This window comes from Halobacteriovorax sp. DA5 (assembly GCF_002903145.1).
In the GTDB taxonomy this organism is placed as follows: Bacteria; Bdellovibrionota; Bacteriovoracia; order Bacteriovoracales; family Bacteriovoracaceae; genus Halobacteriovorax_A.
The window spans coordinates 17,467-39,253 of sequence record NZ_PPDJ01000003.1 but is presented as its reverse complement, the minus strand read 5'-3'; the positions used below and the strand labels follow the sequence as shown (position 1 = coordinate 39,253).

16 protein-coding genes are annotated in these 21,787 nt (G+C 35.0%); 8 read left to right on the top strand and 8 right to left on the bottom strand.

All coding sequences use genetic code 11. The features are described from left to right. Nucleotides 1–3: 3 nt before the first annotated feature. The 3 genes from C0Z22_RS06800 to C0Z22_RS06790 all read right to left on the bottom strand — a co-directional run bounded on the left by C0Z22_RS06800 (nt 4) and on the right by C0Z22_RS06790 (nt 6,298). Complete coding sequence (locus C0Z22_RS06800; protein WP_103217608.1) at nt 4–717, bottom strand: outer membrane beta-barrel domain-containing protein; 714 nt, start codon at nt 715–717, stop codon at nt 4–6. A 77-nt stretch (nt 718–794) separates the two neighbouring features. Beyond that, a complete protein-coding gene (locus tag C0Z22_RS06795; protein ID WP_103217607.1) occupies nt 795–3,992 on the bottom strand; it encodes a UvrD-helicase domain-containing protein in 3,198 nt (1,065 codons plus the stop codon). After that, nucleotides 3,992–6,298 (bottom strand): PD-(D/E)XK nuclease family protein, encoded by a 2,307-nt coding sequence (locus C0Z22_RS06790; protein WP_103217606.1) that lies wholly within the window; start codon nt 6,296–6,298, stop codon nt 3,992–3,994. The genes C0Z22_RS06795 and C0Z22_RS06790 overlap by 1 nt, the downstream gene beginning before the upstream one ends. 73 nt (nt 6,299–6,371) lie before the next feature. Between C0Z22_RS06790 and C0Z22_RS06785 the strand changes: the two genes are divergently transcribed. Further along, the gene (locus tag C0Z22_RS06785; protein WP_103217605.1) at nt 6,372–7,220 is read left to right on the top strand and encodes an Hsp33 family molecular chaperone HslO; all 849 of its coding nucleotides are present in this window, start codon (nt 6,372–6,374) and stop codon (nt 7,218–7,220) included. Here the strand turns inward: C0Z22_RS06785 and C0Z22_RS06780 are convergent. After that, nucleotides 7,217–8,053 (bottom strand): hypothetical protein, encoded by an 837-nt coding sequence (locus C0Z22_RS06780; protein WP_146037826.1) that lies wholly within the window; start codon nt 8,051–8,053, stop codon nt 7,217–7,219. The two genes, C0Z22_RS06785 and C0Z22_RS06780, sit on opposite strands and share 4 nt — an antisense overlap. A gap of 261 nt (nt 8,054–8,314) precedes the next feature. Here C0Z22_RS06780 and C0Z22_RS06775 point away from each other — a divergent pair, with 261 nt between their 5' ends. The 5 genes from C0Z22_RS06775 (at nt 8,315) to C0Z22_RS06755 (ending at nt 16,845) form a co-directional block, all read left to right on the top strand. Beyond that, entirely contained in the window at nt 8,315–10,345 is a 2,031-nt protein-coding gene (locus C0Z22_RS06775; RefSeq protein WP_103217603.1) for a heterodisulfide reductase-related iron-sulfur binding cluster, read from the top strand. Further along, a complete protein-coding gene (locus tag C0Z22_RS06770) occupies nt 10,305–12,266 on the top strand; it encodes a hypothetical protein (protein WP_146037825.1) in 1,962 nt (653 codons plus the stop codon). The genes C0Z22_RS06775 and C0Z22_RS06770 overlap by 41 nt, the downstream gene beginning before the upstream one ends. Next, complete coding sequence (locus tag C0Z22_RS06765; RefSeq protein WP_103217601.1) at nt 12,253–13,305, top strand: hypothetical protein; 1,053 nt, start codon at nt 12,253–12,255, stop codon at nt 13,303–13,305. The genes C0Z22_RS06770 and C0Z22_RS06765 overlap by 14 nt, the downstream gene beginning before the upstream one ends. Further along, nucleotides 13,302–14,057: a hypothetical protein gene (locus C0Z22_RS06760; RefSeq protein ID WP_103217600.1), complete on the top strand. Its 756-nt coding sequence runs from the start codon at nt 13,302–13,304 to the stop codon at nt 14,055–14,057. The genes C0Z22_RS06765 and C0Z22_RS06760 overlap by 4 nt, the downstream gene beginning before the upstream one ends. A gap of 121 nt (nt 14,058–14,178) precedes the next feature. Further along, nucleotides 14,179–16,845, top strand: coding sequence for a valine--tRNA ligase (locus C0Z22_RS06755; RefSeq protein WP_158246843.1), 2,667 nt, complete (start codon nt 14,179–14,181; stop codon nt 16,843–16,845). 28 nt (nt 16,846–16,873) lie between these two features. On the opposite strand, the gene C0Z22_RS06750 is transcribed toward C0Z22_RS06755, so the two are convergent. From C0Z22_RS06750 to C0Z22_RS06735, 4 genes are read right to left on the bottom strand one after another with little or no spacing between them, the layout of a single operon-like run. After that, nucleotides 16,874–17,410: a GNAT family N-acetyltransferase gene (locus C0Z22_RS06750; protein WP_103217598.1), complete on the bottom strand. Its 537-nt coding sequence runs from the start codon at nt 17,408–17,410 to the stop codon at nt 16,874–16,876. 52 nt (nt 17,411–17,462) lie between these two features. After that, nucleotides 17,463–18,395: a hypothetical protein gene (locus tag C0Z22_RS06745; RefSeq protein WP_103217597.1), complete on the bottom strand. Its 933-nt coding sequence runs from the start codon at nt 18,393–18,395 to the stop codon at nt 17,463–17,465. Continuing rightward, nucleotides 18,370–19,110: an EI24 domain-containing protein gene (locus tag C0Z22_RS06740; RefSeq protein WP_103217596.1), complete on the bottom strand. Its 741-nt coding sequence runs from the start codon at nt 19,108–19,110 to the stop codon at nt 18,370–18,372. The genes C0Z22_RS06745 and C0Z22_RS06740 overlap by 26 nt, the downstream gene beginning before the upstream one ends. Nucleotides 19,111–19,121: 11 nt before the next feature. Next, the gene (locus C0Z22_RS06735) at nt 19,122–19,526 is read right to left on the bottom strand and encodes a DUF309 domain-containing protein (protein WP_103217595.1); all 405 of its coding nucleotides are present in this window, start codon (nt 19,524–19,526) and stop codon (nt 19,122–19,124) included. Nucleotides 19,527–19,652: 126 nt separating this feature from the next. Here C0Z22_RS06735 and hisC point away from each other — a divergent pair, with 126 nt between their 5' ends. Further along, a complete protein-coding gene (gene hisC, locus C0Z22_RS06730) occupies nt 19,653–20,786 on the top strand; it encodes a histidinol-phosphate transaminase (RefSeq protein WP_103217594.1) in 1,134 nt (377 codons plus the stop codon). Next, on the top strand, nt 20,783–21,787 hold the full coding sequence (locus C0Z22_RS06725; protein WP_103217593.1) for a fumarylacetoacetate hydrolase family protein: 1,005 nt from the start codon (nt 20,783–20,785) through the stop codon (nt 21,785–21,787). The genes hisC and C0Z22_RS06725 overlap by 4 nt, the downstream gene beginning before the upstream one ends.

Genomic DNA, 21,787 nt, shown 5'->3' with positions numbered 1-21,787 from the left:
CCTTTATAAGTCAAACTGAACAGAGAAAGTTAGATCAATATTTGAATATAATTGATCACTCTCAGAACCAGACTCTCTTGCTGGTGCAGCTTGATAAAGAATTCCGTTAATATCTGCTCTAATACTCCAAGATTGATTAATATAAAATTTAGTTGAAACATCCCACATAAGACCAGTGTGTGACTCATCTATTATTAAACCAGGGTTTGGAGAACCTGCTCTAACTTCAGGGCCATTATTTGTTTCATTAAGTTTTGCTAAACCTAGACCAAAGATCCAGTCAACATAGAGAATTGAATTGAATGTATTAATTTTCGAATAAAAAGGCGCCCATGTTGCCATTACACCAATATAGTCGTTTACAATTCTTCTAAATGGAATTGAACCACTTCCACCACCATTACTGTTTCTAACAGAAGCGGCTGTATCATTCTCTTCACCTGAATTAGAAGCATAGATAAATTCAGCACCAAGTTCTTCAGTAAAAAAGTAACCACCTCTTAACTGCATAGAAGTTGAATCAACAAACGCACCAGATAGTGTTTTACCAAAGCCACCACTTACATAGAAGCGTTGTTGTTTTTTAAACTTACGGTTTTGAAGTACATAAATTTCTTTATCTTTATCAAGCCATGAAAAATTGTAGAGATCACTTTCTGCGGCGAAAGTCTTAATCGTCATAAAAGTTAAAAATAATACAAAGATCATCCTAATCATTTTAGCGTCCTGCCTTTCAAATAGTTGGATTTACAGAGATTATTTTAACATAAGATGTTAACTACAATTTAAGTCGCTTATTGGTGGCATAAATTTCCATACGTACATGATGAACAGTGAGTTATTCTTTTCCCGACTAAATCAGTAAGAGTTCTCCACGTTTCAAATAGGTTTGCTTCAAGCTCGGCCATTGAAATTTCTTCTTCAATGACACGTTTTTGATCAAGAGCTAGTACCTTTAACTTAATTTTTTCAGTAACTTGTTCGCCAACTAATAGTAGACCATAAGCATAGGTTTTTAATTGAAAGAAATATGAGCGCAGCTTATCATCATCAATGAGTCCTGACTTGAAGTCCCAAATTTCTACTACCTGACCATTTTGATAAAGCAATCCATCTATAATCCCTGTAATCATTTGACCAAAAAAAGAAAATTTTATTTGATGCTCACTTAAAATTTTGTCATGTGAAGACTTTTTAATTGTATCCCCTACCCATCCGACAATTTCGACCTCTTCTGTATTATTAAATTTTAAATCTCTACCTTTAATAAGATTTTCAACTAAGAAGTGAAGACGGTTACCACGATCAACATCAGAAACACCTTGAACGTGAGGCAGTGCGATTTCTTTTTCTTTTGAGAATTCTTTTAAATCATCCTCAAGTTTTAAGACTTGGTTTAAATAGAATTTTCTTGAACATAAAGCCAACTCAGATAGTTTTGTAACTGAAAGTTCAGAGATGAGACCAATGTCTACAGAGTTATCAATATTCTTAACTCCTAATGGATCGAGAAAATATATAGGTGGACGTATTGCTTCTTCCAATTCGTATTTAAGATCAAAACTTTCAATCTCTACTGACTTCATTTGATAATTTCGAAGCGGCACAATCCAGCTATTGTCAGAATGTTTTACATCTTCGCCATTGATACTTATATCAAAGTATTCGATGTTTTCCACGGCCCTTGTACAGGCCACATAGAAAAGTCTCTTTGACTCAGAGAATTCTTTTTGTTTTTTTATTAGCTTCTCTAGAATTAGATTTGGAGATGAGTTTAATTTTTTACTATTTATATCTGCACTCCAAGATAAAGCTCCTGGAAGCGCACCAAACTTAGACTTATCCACAACTGTACGGCCGTTAGTATGAATACCACCAAGAATTATCGTATCAAATTCAAGCCCCTTTGAAGCGTGAGTCGTCATAATTCTAACTTTTGGTTGTGAAAGATAAGAGAAGCTAGCACTATACGAGTCCTTCTCTAAAGATTTTAGGATTTTATAAATTTGATCAATATCACCTTTAGCACCACCAATAATTCCATTTATTTTTTCAGAATTATTCTTATAGGCAGAACTTGATAAGCCTAAATCAAATACAAACGACCAGAAGGCATACTCAATATTACTATTAATATAAGTATCTTTCATTTTCATAAGACTTGTTACATCAACACTTTGATATGAGTCATAGTAATGGCTACATACTCCTTCAATTATAAAGTTGTAGTATCGAGCAATTGCATGAAGTCTCTTTTCGTCGGCTCCTTCCTTAACTCCCTCAATTAAGAAGTTAACAAAGGCCTTAAATATAATAACGAGAGGATCTTCCCCGTAAGGAATCTTTACTTGGGCAACAAATGGAATAGAACTTGCCATCAAGTTTGAAATTAATTGTTTTGAAGGTGCAAGTGTTCGATAAAGAATACAAATCTCTTCATCGGGATTTGTATCTTGCTTCTTTTTAATTAGATCACAAATAGCACCTGCTTCGATATTGTCATAAGTTGTTGAAGATTTTTTCTCTAACTCGATTTCGAGATTAACTTTATGACCTTTAACGATACCAAGACCGGATTCTTTAACATCTGGAAAGTTTTGGTAATCAACTTTTACACTATACTGATCGTGCCCTTGATATTTTTCGCCTAATCCAAATATTGTTTCAAAGAATTGGTTGTTAAAATTTACAACAGCTTCCTCTGAGCGATAATTATTGGACATGTAAAGGTTTTGAGGAATTACCTTTTCAGTTTGATTAAATACCGCAATTTCACCACCTCTAAATCCATAGATAGCTTGCTTGCGATCACCTACGCACATTAATCGATTGAAATTCTCACCGATAACATGCTTAATAATTTGATACTGCCCAGGAGAAGTATCTTGATATTCATCGACAATAATATAATCGAAATTCTCCTGACAAAGCCTACGTGATTCTTCACTTTCTTCTAACGACTTTAGAGTTAGGTATTCAATATCAGAGAAGTCGATTCCTGGATAATTGTAGTAATACTCTTCTATATAATTAAACAGTTCTTTGTATAAAGTTAACCATTCTAGATATATCCCTTCATTCTCAAAAAAGGCATCATAGTTTTCAGATTCTTTATCATAAAACTTTAGTAGAGAGTTACATTGATCAATTAGCTCTCCCACTTCCAAAGGGATTCCTTTGGCCTTTCGCGGTTTATTTGATTTATAAATCTCACAAAAACGTTTTATATTATTCCAACTATAATTCTTTGATAAGAAAAAAGACTCTGATGCGCTTAAGTGCTTCCACCATGCTTTTTTACTATGTTCATCGGAGTAAGTATTACTAGAGTAATGATTATTAAAGACTTCATTACAGCCAAGTAAGCTCAATATATTATCGAAGTATTCGCCTTCATCAAAAGAGACGTCATTAACATCAATACTTGACCACTCAAACCTAAGCTCAGGACTTGCAAACACAAATTGCATCGAGCTAATTAGAGCGTCAATATTCTTTAAAAATATTTCTATTTTCTGATTATTCAGATTTCGAGAGAACCATTGCTTTGTTAACTCTTCAATTTTCACATTAATTTTGAAACGATCAACAATATCGAGGTTCGCTGGAGCACCAAAAATATAACCTCGTTTAATCAACTTAAGGCAAAAACTGTGAATCGTAGAAATACCAAGTGATTCAAGGGCCTCATCAATAATTTTCTTCTTTGTAACATCTTCGACTTTTGAAAAGCGATCAAACATACGAGATTGTAACTCTCCAGCAGCTTCCTTCGTAAATGTCATTACTACAATTTTAGAAAGATATGACTTTAATTGCCCTAGAATATCAGGATGTGCAGACTCAAAAAGAGCATCGTACTTTTTTTCGATTAAGTAAGCTAAGTGCTCAATGATAACTCTAGTCTTACCTGAACCAGCTCCAGCATTTAGTAGGACTCCACCATTATGCATTACTGCTTTTTCTTGTTCTGAATTAAGTTGAATGGCCATTACTTATCCCCACCCTTTGCACAAATTGGATTTGCAACACAGAAGGTACATATTCCTGAGTTTAGTGGTGCTGCCGGCCACGACTGTGCACTTCTCATTGAAACCATCGTTTCATTCATAAACTCATTAAACTCTTCTTTTTTATAACTTTCTATTTTATTTGTTCTAGAGTGAAATTCATTAAAAAACTTTTCTTCACCAACAAAGATTGAATCTTTCAAGTTTTCAAGGCAAAGGTAGCCACCACCTTTTAGATTATGCTCGACACCCCATGCTTCATAATAAGCAAGAAGTTGAATTTTTCGAAAATCATTTATATCAGTTTTAGTAGGAACGGCCCCGCCAGATGTTTTAAAATCGTAAATATAATAATCATCACCATCTTTGATAATTAAGTCGATAGATCCTTTATATTTTTCATTAACTTTTGAAATATCTCTTTCGAAAAAGAATTCAACATTTGATTCATTCTTAATTTCAAGAAGTTTATAAATAATGCCACTACAGTAGGATTCTACTGAAAGTTTCAGGCTTTCAATATCGATCTTTTCGGGTAGTAGAGACTTCTCATCGATAAATCGCTTAAAGGTATTTGCAATAAGCTCTTTTAGAATTCCGCGATCATACTGATTATGAAGCTCAAGGTAAGATTCAATCACACTGTGATTAATTGTCCCAATATAACGTCGATCAATAAAGGCAGAAGAAGAAACATCGAGGTCGACACCTTGAGCGTATTTTAAATGCCACTTCTTCGGACAATCAATATATGTTTGAATAAATGATGGTGATAATTTTTCAGGTATAGCTGCTTTTTGACTATAAATAGTTCCGAAGCTTTTACGTTCACTTGCTTGGGCATGGGTTGGATTTAATTCAACACCTTCAAAAAGATTTTCAGCAATTGAGCTCCCATGCGTTAGCCCTTCTTCTAAAATTAGGTTTCCGCCTCCCTGAATAAAGCGTCGAAGTTGGTTTCTTAAAATAATAATATCTAAGTTTTTACTTTGTAATGGACCAAATGCACTAAAAATAACGAGAACATCATTTGAGAACCTTTGAGAAGAGCTTAGTGCTCCCAAATCGTCCTTCGAAATATATAGATATTGATTATCTGCACGTTCACTAGTGAATAAGTTATCTCTTGTTCCAATCACACCAGTATCTTTCATCGAAATGTTAACAACTGATGTTCTTGGGAGGTTAAGACCTAGGACTTCCTTCAATAGCTTTAAATCAGAATTATAAATATTTTCATTTACCGTAGCTTTCTCACTAAAGCTTAAGACTTCTTTCTTAAATGCTAAAATAGTTTTTAAAAGCATAAAGCTCTTCTCGTTCATATTAGTAAGAGCAAGCTTATCTAAGAACAAAACTAATTCATCTGCACTTAAATGACCTTTATTCAAGTTTAACTGTTCTTGTACTTTAGAAATTAACTGATCAACACTTGTAAAGAATAGTGCAAAGTCTGTCTTAAACCTTTTTTGTGCGAGTAGAATCGAGTTTACTTGAGTCAGGTCAAGTCCATTCGAAAAACTTAGAATTTGTTTTTCACCAGAAATTAGATCACTTAAATACTCAGCACTTCTTCCAGAAGGAATAGAAATATAATCACAAGATATGCTTTCGATCTCATGTGCTTCTTTTATCTGCTCTAACTCTACCCAGTTAGGCCAAAAGATTTTATTATCACATTGGTTGAAAATAGATTTTTCAAAAGGAATATAAACACTGGCCTTCTCTCCCATCCCTTTAAGCATATCAATTTGATTTGCATTTAAGTGATCAAAGCCAATAAAAATATAACCAACGTCTTCTTGTGGTCTAAAACTTTCACTAACTAATTGGTAAGACTTTTGTTCATCAACAATATTATATGTTTCTAAATAAGTGTGAAATCTCATCAGGCCAGCGATACAGTCTTTTTCAAGAGTGGCCAGCTGACTTAATTCTTCAATTAATGAACCACTTAGATCAAATGAACGTACTTCAGTAAAGAGCTCAAAACAAAAATGAAACTTTTCATAATCATCATTTACCGAAGACTTCCAAAAAGTCCAAAGGTCTACCATAAGTTCAGACTTAGATAGCTTTTTTTGCTCATCATCTAAATTCAGGTGATCAGATAGGAACTTTGCAACTGTAATTGTCTCAGTATTTCTAGCATGGCCTTTGCGAATAATATAATCACGATATAAATCTGAACGCTGAGGAGACGGACAGACTATCTGCCAGCTTTTTATATTTTCATTTTCTTCAAATAACTCATCAAAATGATTTTTATATAAATAAAGATTTAACACGCAACATTACCCTTTTTAAATGACACTTTATGCAAAAAACGATATATAAAGCGCCTACAAGGAGAATTTTACTGTGATTAAAGAAAGCCGTCTATTCAACTTCATTAATAAAGAGAAAACCTTCGCAATTTCTTTTTTAGAGGGTCAAAAAGTTATTCATGATCTTGCACTTATTCACAGTGTCAATAATCAAGGTTTTGGATTTTTTAGAGATTGCACACTTTCAATACTACCTCTAATTAATTTTCTAAAGCCTCAAGAAAATATGGGAATCTTTATTGATTCAGACTCTCCTTACTTTCGCTACAAGTTAGAAATGAATCAGTCTGGTTTTTTTAGAACACTAATCTTCCCAGTAGAGCTCCCAACAATACCAGAAAAAATTACAGGAAAGCTTAGAACGGTAAAGCAATTTCCATATAGCAAGACTCCTTATTCGAGTATTATCAATGTTGAGAACCGCTCAATTAAAGAAATTATGAATGACTTTTTTGATAAATCATATCAAATGAAATCAAAAATTATCATTAGCGATGATAGTGACCAGGTAATGCTTGTAACGAAGCTTCCTGAAGTCAATGTAGATAAAGAAGAGATTGTCGAGTCATTGAGCCTGAAAGACTATATCAAACAAAATGAAACAAGCTTTCATAATATTTTCAAACAAGCTCTAAATGAAGAAAGCGAAATTCAAAAAGCATTTGAAGGACTTGATTTTGATTTCTTAAAGTCGACAGAAATTAAATTCAAATGTAACTGCTCTCGCGACCGCATGGTTACAGGTGTAGCAGGCGTCGTTCGCTCTAGTGGATTTGCAGATGTATTCCACAACGATGCTTCAATTGAAACAAAATGTGATTACTGCAAAACAGCCTATCTAATCACAAAAGAAGAAGTTTCAAGTATTCTTAGCCTTCACTAAAATGGCAGAGTCGTTTCTTCTGATCTCCAGAAGAAGCGGCTGTTCAAATCAGACTCTAAGTAAATTCCACAAAAATTTTCCGCAAGTGCACCATCTGCCCAAACTGGGGCCATCAGTTGAGAATCTTTATTAGAAGCTATTGAAATTGATTTCCACTTACTATTAACTTTACGCCAATCGATGGCCTTAGGTGAAACAGAACTTACAACGATTAAGTAATCGTTTGTCGAGCTTACTTTCTTTCTTACTTGGGTCAGGAAATTATTAAGGTAAGACATATACTTTGCAAATTCTTTTGCATCCTGCTTTTTCAAAATTTTATAAAGGTCGTAGTCTACGATATTAACAAACCTACGATTAGAATCATTCATTGAATCAAAGACATGCTCAAATAGATTCATCGTATTCGAAAAACACTTTTGTCCACGACATGATTGATCACTATAAATTTCACCAACTTTATAATCACTCGACTTTTGAAAGTGAAATGCCTTGCTTTCTTTTACGGCCTTTCCACCTGAGATAAATAATCGAGTATTTTGGTAAAAATTAGCATTACACTTATTAATAGCAGCTAAGTTAGGAGATTCACCGCGATAGATAACAGAGTTACTATAGCCCGAGTTTACAAATACATCCCAAAGAGACTTTCTTTGATATTTTTCACATGTTTGGTTAGCCAAACCGTAACCGTTAATCTGCGCTAGTAATTGATCCTCAACACTTGGAGTAATCGTCATCATATTATACGACCACATTTTACCGAAACACGCATAATTTTCGAGCTCAGTCTTTGCTGTATAATTTAAGTTCTTAAAGTGCAAATAGCCCATATGCTCTTCACTTAGGCCAGGTATCTGAATAAAAATTAGGTTTTGAGGATAGTTATTAAACGAATGTTTTTTTAAGTTAATAGTATTAACTCTTGAACATGAAAAAAATATTCCGAGAAGTAATAAAAATATTAAGTTTTTTTTATCGTACATCATAATTTCCGACTCATTAAATAGGGATTCTTATGATATATTATCATATATATAGGATTGAAATTATTAAAATTAATATTCACGTTTAAAAAGTAAGCGAGGGAAGAAATGAATCAAACTCTTGATGCCGCCACGCGAGAAATTTTTTGGAATATTCCATTCTCGTTTAAGGTTGTCATGTACATTCTATTTTTTGCAGCAGTCTTTGTTATGTTCAAAGGTCTGTATCAAAAAATTCAATTTATCACTGGAAAAAAAGGTATTGATGCTATCAAGGGCCTAAAGGACCTTTTACCAGAGAAGTTAAACTGGGGATCATTCTTCAAAACAATGCTTCTTACTGGTAAAGTACCACGTTTTAGAAACGTAGCTCTTTTCCACGGTCTAATCTTTTGGGGATTTGTTATTCTATGGATTGCTACAGACCTTGTTGCAATTCACGCTGACACTCCTTTTAAAATCTACAAAGGACCTGTTTATATCGTAATCTCTTTCCTGGCCGACATGGCCGGATTAATGGTTCTTGTAGGTATTGGCCTTGCTTACAAAAGAAGATATATTGATAGACCTTCTTACCTTCAAGCAACGAGACCAAAGCAAGAATTATTTATGTACGCTATGCTTATCTGCCTTGTTGTTCTTGGATACCTAATTGAAGGTGTAAGAATCATGGGTACAGGTATGCCTGTTGGAGAAGCAACGTGGTCACCAGTTGGTTGGGCGCTAGCTTCAATCTTTACTAAGATTCCTCTTTCAGAACAGGTTTGGGCATATTCATATCGTGCAATGTGGATGGTTCACATGGCAAATACAATGCTATTTGTAGCTGCATGTGGAACAACTAAATTCTCTCACATCTTTGTACTTCCATTTGCTGCCCTAGTTACTCCGCCAAGACGTGGTGCCGTACTTGAGCCAATGAACTTTGAAGATGAAACTGCTGAGACTTTCGGACTTGGGAAAATTTCAGAACTTAGTCTTAAAAATAAACTAGACCTTCTAGCTTGTGTTGAGTGTGGACGTTGTACGCAAGTATGTCCTGCTAACCTTGCAGAAAGACCTCTGGATCCTAAAAAGATTATTACAAAAGCACGTGATCTTGCTTTTGAAACGGCAGCAAAAGGTGAAACTGACGCTGACTTCTGGGAAAACTCAATATACTCATCAATTGAACTAGACTCATGTACTACTTGTGGTGCTTGTATGGAAGAGTGTCCAGCAAATATTGAGCACGTGGATATCATCATGGGTGCAAAGAGATACAAAACTCTTACACTTGGAGAGATTCCAGCTGACGCTGCAACGGCAGTTCAAAAAGTACAAATCAACGGAAACCCTTGGGGAATCTCTCAAGATGATCGTTTCAAATGGGCAGACGGTCTTGATGTTCCAGTAATCGAAGCTGGTAAAAAAGTTGATTACCTTTACTATGTTGGTTGTGCTGGTTCATACGATGCTTCTAACCAAAAGGTTGTTCAAGATACAGTTAAGCTTCTAAAGAAAGCAGGTGTTTCATTTGCTGTTATGGGGAAAACTGAAAAATGTAATGGTGACCCAATCAGACGCTTTGGTGATGAGTACTCATTCTTTGAAATTGCGATTGAAAATATTGCAAATATGAGACAATACGACTTTGATAAAGTTGTAACTCACTGTCCACACTGTCTACATACGATTGGTAAGGAATACGCTAAATTTGATGATGGTGACTTTACTACAGTTCACCACACTGAACTTCTTGCTGACCTACTACGTTCTGGGAAACTAAAACCAGAAAAGAAAGTTGAAGAAAATCTTACTTTCCATGATCCATGTTACCTTGGTCGCCACCACGGTGAATACAATGCTCCAAGAGAAATCCTAAAGGCAGCAGGTGTTGAGATCAAAGAAATGGATAAGAAAGAAGATACTGCCCTATGCTGCGGAATGGGTGGTGGTAATATGTGGTACGAAGTTGAAGCTGGTACTGATTTAGCTGCTGGACGCCTTGAGCATGTAGGTGAAAAGAAAGTTGATAAATTAGCTACGGCCTGCTCTTTCTGTATGATAAACTTTAAGGGTGGAATTAGCGAAAAAACAGGTACTGAAAACCTTGAGATTGAAGACGTTGCTTCAATCCTTGCAAAAACTATCGATTAAATCAATTATACTAGGCTCAGTTCTAGCTGGGCCTAGCTTTTTTCAAAATCAAATACTCGCCCAAAACACTCAAGAAAATCAAACTAGTTTATTAGAAACATTTGAAGAAAAGTTAAAAACTTTTCAGAGTGAAATTAACGAGAAGATTCTAAATCCGCCAAGCGATAAAGTTTCGTTTAGACAAAATTTCAAAGATGAAGAAAAAATCGAGTTATCTAAGAGACAGTTAAATGCAATCCTTCTCTATAGTGAACAAGACTATAAAGAATTATTTCATGTTAATAAGTGTTCAATATATACACTCCTAAAAAATCGTCTTATTAGAATTAACAACCAACCACTTCTTAATGTTGAAGCGAGTGTAACATCAGATAGTTCGACATCAACGGCCCTAGTTCCTATTGATACCTTTCTTGCTCATTACTACAAGAGTAATTGTCGCCTATCCTTCAAGCAGTCTCGCCTCTTTGAAAAAGGTCTCTTAAAAGATACATTCACAAAGTTGACTCCAAAATTTCCTCGTAATCAAACGCAATGCCTCGATCAATACAAAGACCTGAAGAGTAATATTAATATTGATCATATCTGTAGTGCTCCTTACACCATAGAGCTAGCAGGTAAACTTGGTGAAAGATTGAGAGATAATTCACTGAGTATTTCTGAGAGAAGTTATATCAATTCTCTAAGGCGTCAATCTAAGACATATACTGATGAAATTAATGATCGTGATATTTTATACTTCAAAAACTTTTGCAGTAATCTAAGTCGTGAAGAACTATTTTGTAAAAATTATTCCAAGCAAGACTTTTGGTCTTTAATTATTAATAAACAAAAATCGCCAGATCATATTGAAGTTCGATGTCGAAATATTTTGGGTAAAACAACACCTGAAGATAAAATGGAAGAACTAGATTATTTGAAGTGTATCTCGCTCTTAAGAAATGAACCTAGCCGATGCATGACTCAAGGTCCAGCGACAGGCACAGTTCTCTATCCTATGCCTAGTTGTAACGAAATTTCTGAAACTTTAAAAATTTCGCGTCTAAAAAATAATTACAATGATTGCCCAAGGAATATTGGAAACTACGCCATCATCAATGGTGCGCGAGTTATCAAACATTTCGCGACCAACGACCTAAAGAGTAAAGACTGTGTTTTCCCATCTTATGAAAAGATCTATGGACTTTATCTAGAGTCAGGAGAAGAAGAAAAGTGGCCACTTAGTATTTGTTACAATTCTAACGATGGGAAGAAATGCTTACCTTTCATTCCAGGTAATTCAAAAGAGAATTACAATGCTTTAAACATGGTTGTTGCCAATGCTCTTTTTCAAACGAAAATTGTCTCTAGTAGAATAAAGTGCGAGCAAGTGTCGAAAAAACAATTTAATCCTCTTCGCTTAAAATATAAAGCTGGTTGCTGGGTTGTTCCTCAAGAATTAGCATGCCGTTCTCAGAGTTGTAAGTACAATGTAATGATTGATAACCGTAAAGCACTAGAGATATGGAGTGAAGGATCACTCTCATTCGATTACTTTAAAACGAAGTACAACTCTTCTGATGCTGACATTCATTCACGAATTCTCTCTGTTCTAAATATTAAAGAACAAGAGATTAATTCACTAACGTCATTAAAATTCTTTTTAGATAATAAGAAGAATGGAATTATCCACGGCCAAGGGTGTGCTGAAGATATCTATCCTTCTCATTACCAACTTAGAAAAATTGGTATTTGTACACCTATGCCATTTATTATTGATGGTTATAAAGAAATTAATAACAATACCTACCTAAGCTTTAGAAGTGCACTCGATGACATTAGCTCACCACGATCTGTTTTATGGGCAAATGCTTTTACCGCACTATCACGCTACTCTACTTTAAGTCCTTTAAAGAATTGGGAGTTATATGGCCTTTACTAAAATAAATAAGCTTATAATTTCTTCTTTATTAGCAACGAGTGTTCTTTCTAAAACAGCTCTACTAGAGCTAACAACAAGACAAAATGTTCATAACTTAAAGTATGATGACTTGAACGGTATTACATTCTATCTAAAGGGAAAGAATGCTATCGCATACTCCGCAAAGAATCGCGCAAATACCGTTTTGGAGAAAAAAACTGATAGCGAGTTTGATGTTATCAAAGCAAACGAAGAACTTTATATTATAAGTGTTAAAGAAAACCACTTTAAAGATTTCTCTTATATTACAGAAGCCGAAATTTATTTTTATAATATTAAAAAGAATCAGCTCGACTTTGTTGGAAAAGGGAGCTTTCCTAAATTTCACTCTAAGAGTAATTATATTTCGTACACTAGAGAGGATGAAGGAAGTCTCTTTATAGAAATTGTAAATCTAAAGAATAATCTTGATCGTTTTTCGATCCCCCTAGTGACAAAGGATATTCTACACCTAAGTGAAGTAGAAATTTTTGATGATAGTCTTATTTATTACACAGATAAGGACCGAGAACTTAAGAGTAATATAAATATTTACAATAATCGCTCTAAAAAGAAATACCTCCTTCATCAATATGATAAAACAGATAAAATTATAAGCTTAGAAAGCTCTGATTCGAAAGTCTTCATTCTAGAATCATCTCTTGGCGAAAATCCATATATTGATCTCGTTGAGATTGAAAAAGGTCGAGTTGATTTTACGAAACGCTCTCCCCTTATCAATCTTCAAAGTGGACCAGGATACAATCTCAATATTCAGCAAAATGAGTTATTCTTTATCCTGACTTTAAAAAGCGAAAATTCGAATCTCTTCAACCAAAGAGAAATCGTTTCTTACAATTTAGAAGATAAAAAATTAAGACAAAGAACAGACTTGAATTATGTTTCAAATATCGTTCTACATAATAAATCGATCCTCGTCCCATACAAAGACAAAATTTATCTTCTAAGAAATAAGGAAGGTAAATTTAGTATTGATAAAGAGATAAAGTCGAAACTATGAAATACCTAATCATCCTTTTGTTCACATTTACTATTTTTGCCACTGCTCCTACTGAGCAAGAACTTAAGTTTTCACCTAGTCTAAGCCCAGTACTTAAAGACTTAGTAGTAGAGCTTTATATCAATAGCAAAATCAATCAAGAATATATTGTCGAATTTAGTAAAAATCTTACTTCACCTATTGATAATGATTTTATCGAATTAATCATTTTAAATTCAATATTGAATACGAGACTTAGCAAGAAGTATGAGCATATCAATATTTCTCAAAAACTTTATAACGAAATCGATCAAAATATAAAGTCGATAGAAACAACACTTCCATTTTCAAAATATATTTCAAATAAAATTTTAAAAGATATTGGTGAGTTATTAACAAATAGAAATTTAAGAGAATACAACAACTATATAAAAAATCGTGATGTAAAGATCTCTCCTGAACTAAAAGAGTTTATGAATCGTATTAGTTATCTTCAATACTGGATAGATACTTTAAGAAAACCTAGCTCACTTCGTAACGCAACTTTACTAGACACAAACCTAGAAATCTTAAACTCACTAAATCGTAACTTAAGCATAACTGCCTCTTCACATAAGAAAGAAAATGATATCTCTTATATTTCAATAAATGACATTGATCTCATTAAGGCCAGAAGACAAGTTGATCAACTTCTCTTCAATAACGCGCCCGACAAAGACCCAGATTACAAGGCCCCGCAAGAGCTTCCTGAGCCTGTCGAAAACTGGGAATAAGCTTAAAGTTGACGTGTACTTTTTGGGGATTTCAACTATTTACCCATCTATTTTTAAAAGAAATAACGTGTATCCTATGATATATAATTTCAATTAGTTAAATCGAAAAAAGGAAGAAATTGTGACAAGAAATTTCGATGAGCTACCTAAGACATATAGCTCAAATGATGTAGAGAAGAAGTGGTACCAAAAATGGGAAAATGAGAAATACTTTGCTCCTAAAGCAGGAAAGACTGGTGAGTCTTTTTGCGTCATCATGCCACCTCCAAACGTCACAGGAATTCTTCACGCAGGTCACGCTCTTGATATCACTACTCAAGATGCCCTAATTCGTTTTAAAAGAATGAAAGGTTATGAGACTCTTTTCCTTCCAGGTATGGATCACGCCGGTATTGCAACTCAATCAAAAGTTGAGGAGCTAATTTGGAATGAAGAAAAGAAAACTAAGCACGACTACTCTCGCGAAGACTTCTTAAAGAAGATCTGGGAGTGGAAAGAGCAATACGGTGGCGTTATCGCTAACCAACAAAGAGTTATGGGTGCAAGTTGTGACTGGGATTACTCAATGTTTACAATGGATCCAGAAGCGAACGAGGCCGTACGACGCGCTTTCGTAACTCTTTATAATGAAGGTCTAATTTATCAATCAGACTATATTGTTAACTGGGACCCAAAACTTCAATCAGCTATTTCTGATGCAGAAGTTGATCACAAAGAAGTTAACGGTGCCTTCTATCACATCCTCTACTCTGTTAAAGATAGTGATATTAAATTAGAAGTTGCAACAACAAGACCTGAAACACTACTTGGAGATACGGCCGTTGCTGTTAATCCAAATGATGAAAGATTTGCTCACCTTATAGGTAAGAAAGCAATCGTTCCACTATGCAACCGTGAAGTACCAATTGTTGGTGACGAGCACGTTGATATTGAAAAAGGAACAGGTTGTCTTAAAGTTACTCCAGGGCACGACTTCAATGACTTTGAAATTGGAAAGAGACACAATCTTGAAATCATTAATATCCTAAACCTAGACGGTACTCTTAATGAGCACGGTCTTGAGTGGCAAGGACTTCCTTGTAAGAAAGCTCGTAAGGGTGTTATTGAAAAATTAAAAGAACTAGAACTATTTGTAAAAGAAGAAAAACACGTGCACCAAGTTGGTCACGGTGAAAGATCTGGTGTTGTTATTGAGCCAATGATCTCTAAACAATGGTTCGTAAACGTTACAGATATGGCGGCAGAAGCCGTTGCAAAAGTAGAAGATGATACAACTCGTTTCTACCCGAAGGGATGGGAGAATACTTACTTCTCGTGGTTACGTGAACCAAAGAACTGGTGTGTATCTCGTCAACTTCTATGGGGACACAGAATTCCAGTATTTACTTGTACAACTTGTGATCACCAATGGGCCGATGAAGCTCTAGAGCCAGATGCATGTCCAAAGTGTAGTGCAAAAGAATACACTCAAGACCCTGACGTTCTTGATACTTGGTTCTCATCGGGACTATGGCCAATGTCGACACTAGGTTGGCCAAATAAGGAAAGAATGGAGCAGAGAGGATTTGATAAGTTCTACCCGACTTCTGTTCTAATTACAGGTTTCGATATTATCTTCTTCTGGGTTGCTAGAATGATGATGATGGGAACTAAATTCTCTAACCAAGTTCCATTCGATAAGGTTTATATTCACGCAATCGTTAGAGATAAGCTCGGTCGTAAGATGAGTAAGTCTCTTGGTAACGGTATTGATCCTCTAGAGATGGTAGAGCAATATGGTGCAGACGCATTCCGTTTTACTCTAGCTGCTGGTTCAGGTTATAACCGTGCTATCAACCTAGACCCTGAAAGAATCGCTGGTTACAGAAACTTCATTAATAAGATTTGGAATGCTTTCCGTTTCATCTCACCATTCATAGAGCTTGCTGAAAAAGATCTTCCTACAAATCTTGATGATCAAGAAAAATGGATTCTATCAGAGCTTAACGATACGACTAAAATTGTTAATGAGTCTCTCGATGCTTTCCGCTACGATGACGCTTGTTCTGAAGTGTACTCATTCGTATACGACAAATTCTGTTCTTGGTTTATCGAACTTTCAAAAAATACACTTAACGGTGAAGACGAAACTGCCAAAGTTCAAAGAGCGACTGTTCTTAAATACTGTTTTAGAAAAATTACTGCTCTTCTACACCCAATTACTCCTTTCATTACAGAAGAGCTTTGGGGTTATTTAAAAGAAGATAGCGAAGATCTACTAATCTCAGCTGAATATCCTGAATACGATGCAGCTCTTAACTACCCTAGTGAACAAGTTAAGATGAATAAGTTTATTGAAGTTGTTTCAGGAATTCGCTTCCTAAGACAATCAGTCAATATCAAACCTAAAGATGAAGTTGAAGTTGCACTTTTAACTGATGATGAAGAAGCATCTTCGTACTTTGCCGACAATATGGCAGGAATGCAAGATCTTGCTCGTGCAAAAGATGTAACAATAGCAGCTAAGTCTAGTGATAATCCTAAAAAGTGCATTATGAAGGCAACGACTCACACTGATATCTTTTTAAAACTTGATGGAGTCATTGATCTTGATGCTCAAATCAAACGTCTTGAAAAAGACTTTGATAAGACTCAAAAAGAATTTGAAAAAATTGGTAAGAAACTTAATAACGAAAAATTCATGGCCAATGCACCAGAAGAAGTTGTTGTTGAGGTAAGACAAAAAGCAAGTGAGTTTGAAGAGAAGCTAAATTCACTTAAAGAACAAATCGAACAATTCAAAGCATAATAAGAAGGCCCTCGACGAGGGCCTTTTTTTATAGATCAAAGTAAAAATATTCTTCTTGGTAAATCTCTCCATTAAACTCAAATGGAGACTCCTTTAAAACCTTGCCACCATTTTTTATAAAGAAACCTTTTGAGGGATTATTTTTAAAAGTACACAAATAAAAACAATCGTAGCCACGATTTTTAAAATCTTTTAAGACAGCATCAAATAGCTTTTGCCCCATTCCAGCTTTTTGATATTTCTTTAAAATATAAAAATCATAGATTTCACCAGGGATACCATGTTCATGCTCACGAGCAGGTCCGTAATCAATAAAGCCAACAACATCTCCATCAGGAGCATGGAAAACAAATGTTCCCCCTTCTGTTGGACGACGAGGAATTTTTCTTTCCCAATTTTGTTGTATATCAGAATACTTTAATGAATAGAGATAGTCTTTAGACAGAATGCCTTTGTAATTTTCCCAAAAACAATCCACATAGATTCGGGCCAACGACTTTATATCTTCCACTTCTACTGAAACGATTTCAAAAGGTGCAAATGTAAGATCTTTTGCGGCCACCATAGATTTATTTTAGCAACAATCGAGCGGCCTCGCAAATAAGGCATTTTTACGTCTATGGAACAAGTCTAAGTGACTGATAATTAACTATATAGTCTTCTAAATCCGGAAAAGTTTTAAGCTGAATTAACTCACCGATACCATAAGAGAGTAATGTAGAACCACTAAAACATAGGCGACCAATTGTCTCCGGCATGTGCTTCCATTCAGGTATTGTAAGCTCTTCGTCTCCAACGAGTAAGGCCAATTGTCCTCGGTTACGGCTCATTTGCGCTGTTGCTAGTGATTTGGTTATAACTGCATCAAATTCATCAATTCGACGACGAAGTATATTTGGTGATTCACTAAATAAACTAATTCTTTTACTTACCTTAACCCCATCATAACCTTCCACTGATTCACTTGGAATATAACCATGAAGCTTTAAAGTTGGTAAACATTCAGCAAGAAAATTCATTCTTTCAACAAATTCAACATCATACTTATGTGGATAACAGATAAATATATTTGAAATTCTCTGATGTGTGAAAGCGTGGTCGATATTAGCATTCTTAAAGTTTCCTTCTACCGCCTTTAATGCGCTCATTTTCTTTTCATCTAAATATTCACCGCTATATTCAGGTAGTGATACTTGATAAAAAAAGCTCTTTGGTCCACCTTGTAAACCAATCTTTACATTGGCCCTAAAGGCCAGGCCAAGAACAGCAGAGTACATATCATTCACATAATCAATATAGTAATCAGTATTAAAAACTTCATGTAAATTTGCTGCAAACTTATGTGCTGCAAACATTGATTCAGTTTCTTTCTTTGAAATTGAGTAGGCCCAACACCTTTCAGGTAACCAGAAGTCATCAATCTGAGTTGCATCTGTGTAAACAATTGCAACTTGATTGTCCTCGTGCTCATTAATAATGGCATTTACAACAGGCAGGATTGAAGCTATTTCTGCTTCATCTCCCTTAACCCTTAGTAGGAACTTCTTCACTTGAAGCTATCTCCTTAACTCTTAGTTCACAATAGATAACTGTGAAGAACACAACAGCTAAAGGAAGAAAGAATAAGTTTAGTAAAGGTATTGATATAAGAATCATAAAACCAACTCCACCTAGTAAATAAGGTAGAAAGCCTGACTTAATATCACCAACACATTCTGCAAAAGTTAGGTTATTTCTTGACCATGAATAATCAATAAATGAAATAGCGAGAATTAATCCCCCTAATACAAATGTGATTGGAGGAAAAAAGAAGCCTATACCAATATTGATAATTGATAAAACGACAATAACACCAATCTTCTTTAGTTCATTCATAAGAATACTTGGTAGTCGTTTCATCGTTTGCGTAAAAGTATCAGTGCTCTCTTTTTGAAGCTTATAAATCATCTCAACTCTTGAACTGAGCATATCATTAAAAGGTGAAGCAATGACTGAGACAACGATAAAGAACGTCCAGTTAATAATTACTCCTAAAAGAATAATGAGAACTCCTGAAAATACAGTGCTCACCCAACCCTGCTCAGGGTACTTTTCATTTATATATCCATGCCCCCAAGCGGAAACTTCGCTAAAGGCATAATGTCCCAAAGAGTAATAAAGGATGAAACCAATTAGAACCGGACAAAGTGCAATTAAAATAATTTTCTTATCTGCCTTTAAGATATTCATTGAACGAAAAAAGAAATATGGAAGCTTTCCAATCATTACTACTCCATTTAATTTTGAACTGGAAATTTAAAAGTTTTTAACTTTGAAAAGTCATTTAAAGTAGGCTTTTGCGGAATGGCCTTCACAATACTTTTTAAATTTTGCCAGTCTAAGTATCTATCCATTATATCCGACTCCACATGATTTTTTTCAATGAAGTCAATTTTACCTTTGGCCTTATTGACCATCCCACTTGCTCCATTAAGATTGTCATCCTCATGATGATATAGTGCAGTGGCCAGTTGAATAACAACCCAATACACATAACGCGCATTGTCTCCCATTGCATCCATCCACAGGTCTTCGACAACCTCATGACACATCCAGTAATGACCAGTATTAAATAAGTTAAGTCCCTCTTGAATAAGCTCGAGGTGTTCAGTTGTAAATTGTCCAAAGTGATAATTACTCATAATACAGTAAGTCTAATTCATCTCGGCCCTATATACATGATGCAACGACCAAAACTATTCAATCGGCCATAAAAACGATAGAATTTCTCAAATTTAATTTAACTAAAATATGAAACAGGAAGAGTGATGCATCATAAAGATCTCGTACCAGAGTACTTAAAAAAGCTACAAGTATACCAGGCCGGTAAACCAATTGATGAAGTTGTTAGAGAAAAGGGACTGACAAAAGTTTCAAAACTAGCTTCGAATGAAAACCCACTAGGGCCATCACCTTTTGCAATTCGTGAAATGACTCGTGGTCTTTGGGATCTACATCGCTATCCAGATATGCATGCTTATGCACTAAAGTCTAAGCTAGCTGAAATGTATGATCTTAAACTTGAGAATATTATCTTAGGAAATGGATCTGAAGGAATCATGGCATATATTGCTCGTGCATTTCTTAAGCCTGAAGATGAGGTCTTAACTTGTGACAACACGTTCATTGGTTTCTATATTCTAGCTCGAAGTGTTGGAGCAAAGCTTAACAAAGTTCCTCTTACTAAAGATTATCGCTTTGATGTAAAAGCTCTTGCAGATAATATTACTGAGAAGACAAAAGTTATCTATATTGCAAATCCAAATAATCCAACAGGTACATATATTACAAAAGAAGAGTTCGACTACCTTATGAAGTACGTTCCTTCTCACGTTCTTGTTATTCTAGATGAGGCATATTTTGAATTTGCCCAAGAACAAGATGATTATCCAGATTCTATGAACTATCGCTATGATAATGTTCTAACTCTTAGAACTTTTTCTAAAGCTTATGGCCTATCTGGTATTCGAGTTGGATATGGCTTTGGACACCCGGAACTTATTGGATACTTAACAAAAGTAAAACTTCCATTTGAGCCAAATCTTATCGGACAACTTGGTGCCGTTGGAGCTCTCGAAGATCGTCCACATCTTGAACGTACGCTTAGAAATAATCGAAAGCGTTATGACGAACTAATGGAATACTTAACTAATAGAGACTTCAATCCAATTAAATCTGTAACAAACTTTGTTACATTTAAAACAGGAAGTAGTGAAGCTAGTGACTTCATGTTTGAGGAACTTTTAAACGAAGGCGTTATCATTAGAAAGCTAGTTGCAAATGAAATGCCTGAATATGTACGTATTAGTATAGGAACAAAGGATGAAATGTATCACTTCTATGAAGCTTTCGATCGTATTCTTCCTGCATATAATAAAAGATTCAGAAAGGATTTAGCATGAAAATCTGCCAATATGTAAATCATGGAACTCATCGTCCAGAACCAAGACTAGGTATTTTATTAGATAATGGACTAGTTATTGATCCAAATAACGTTTGGGCATGTGACTATGAAAGAGAAGGATATTTTAACTTTTGGCAAAGAGCAAATCACACTTGCCCTCCTTCCCTTTTACAAATTCTTCAAACAAAAGATGATCCTATCGACTTTCTTGGTGAATGTTACGGACTATATTTATTCTTAGAAAAAGTTGGAGATCTAACTCTTAAAGATGGGACTCCAATTGCATTTAAGTCTGATGAAATTAATTTAAAAACACCAATAGATAAAATCCCTAACTATCGCGACTTCTATGCACATGAAAAACATGTAGCGGCTGGATTCAAAAAAAGAAACGAGGCAATTCCTGAAGCATGGTATGAAATTCCTGCATACTATAAAGGACCGACTCATGGATTTATTGGACACAACCAAGAAGTCTTATGGCCACATTACACTAACATTCTTGATTACGAATTAGAGCTAGGAATGGTCATTGCTAAAGATGGTATCAATATTCGCGAAGAAGATGCAAAAGATCACATTTTTGGATTCACAATTCTAAATGATATTTCAGCTCGTGATATTCAAAAGAAAGAAATGGCCGTACGTCTAGGCCCTGCAAAAGGAAAAGACTTCTGTTCAGTAATTGGACCAGTTATTACAACATTTGATGAGTTTGATTTTAAAGAACCAAATCTTAAAATGACTGCAACTGTAAATGGTGAAAAATGGTCAGAAGGTTTTTCTGGTGATTCTCACTATACTTGGGCACAAATGATAGCTCACGTCTCTCAAGATGAATGGGTATTATCAGGGGATCTTTTCGGTTCAGGAACAGTTGGTACTGGTTGTGGTCTAGAGATCGATCGCTGGCTAAAACCAGGTGATGAAATCACTCTTGAAGTTGAAGGTATTGGAAAGCTAACTAATAAAATAGGACCAAAAAGAGGTACTAAGTAA